Here is a 1,272-nt window from a genome sequence, read left to right as displayed (position 1 = left end):
TGGCGGGCCCGGTCGGTGGGCATCTACCGGCTCTGGCGTGACGGGGGCTTCGCCGCCGGCGCCGTGATCGCCGGCCTGGTCGCCGACGCCTTCGGCATCCCCACAGCGGTCATCGTCGTCGCCGTGCTGACCGCGGCCTCCGGGGCCGTGGTCGCGGTGCGCATGCGCGGACGCGACCACGGTACTGCCCTCCCTCCCAGGGGACCTCGCCCATGAGCGCAAACGCCCGGGCCAGCACGCCCGAGGGGGACGTGCAGATATCAGGCAGATCCACCAGCCTCCCCGCCACCCCGGCCGTCCGGGTCTCCGTCACCACGACGCGCCACTTGCATACCTCAGGGGGTATGCAATACCGTAGGGGGTATCCGGTTCGCCGGTGTCCAGACTTCTACTTCCGACCCGCAGGAGGAACCATGCTTCTCGAGCGCATCTACGACGAGGACCTGGCCCAGGCCAGCTATCTCATCGGTTGCCAGGCCAACGGCGAGGCCCTCGTCGTCGACCCCCGCCGCGACATCCGGCAGTACCTGGAGCTGGCCGCCCATCACGGCATGCGGATCACCGCGGTGGCCGAGACCCACATCCATGCCGACTTCCTCTCCGGTACCCGTGAGCTGGCCGCCGCCACCGGGGCGACCGCCTACGTCTCCGGTGAGGGCGGGGAGGACTGGCAGTACGGCTTCGACGCCTCGCTCCTGCACGACGGGGACACTGTCGCCCTGGGCAACATCACCATCACCGCCCGGCACACCCCCGGCCATACCCCCGAGCACCTGTCCTACCTGGTCACCGACGGGGCCTTCACCGATGAGCCGGGGTACTACCTGACCGGGGACTTCGTGTTCTCCGGCGACGTGGGCCGCCCGGACCTGCTGGACGAGGCCGCGGGGGGCCAGGACACCCGCTTCCTCGGGGCCAAGCAGCTGTTCGCCTCGCTCAAGGACGCCTTCCTCACCCTGCCGGACCATGTGCAGGTCTACCCCGGTCATGGGGCCGGTTCGGCCTGCGGCAAGGCCCTGGGCGCGCTGCCGGCCACCACCGTGGGCTATGAGCGCAAGTTCTCCTGGTGGGCGCAGTACCTGGCCAACGACGACGAGCAGGGTTTCATCGACGAACTGCTCGCCGGCCAGCCCGACGCCCATGCCTACTTCGCCCGAATGAAGCGCCAGAACAAGACCGGCCCGGCCCTGCTCGGTGAGCGCTCGGCCCCGCGCTCCTTCACCGCCGACGAACTGGCCCGAGGCCTGTCCGATGGCACCTTGGCACTCGTGG

General features: G+C 70.3%; 1 protein-coding gene and 1 pseudogene. Both read left to right on the top strand.

The genetic code is table 11. The features are described 5' to 3' along the window. Positions 1 to 216 (top strand): annotated as a pseudogene (locus AB0333_RS16950) (MFS transporter); the annotation flags it as partial. A 197-nt stretch (positions 217 to 413) separates the two neighbouring features. Continuing rightward, the coding region (locus AB0333_RS16945; protein ID WP_366219842.1) for an MBL fold metallo-hydrolase at positions 414 to 1,272 on the top strand (859 nt) is incomplete at its 3' end.

It is taken from the genome of Citricoccus sp. NPDC079358 (assembly GCF_040702545.1).
In the GTDB taxonomy this organism is placed as follows: domain Bacteria; phylum Actinomycetota; class Actinomycetes; order Actinomycetales; family Micrococcaceae; genus Citricoccus.
Note: the sequence above shows the minus strand (reverse complement) of the source record. Positions and strands in the feature narration are given on the sequence as shown.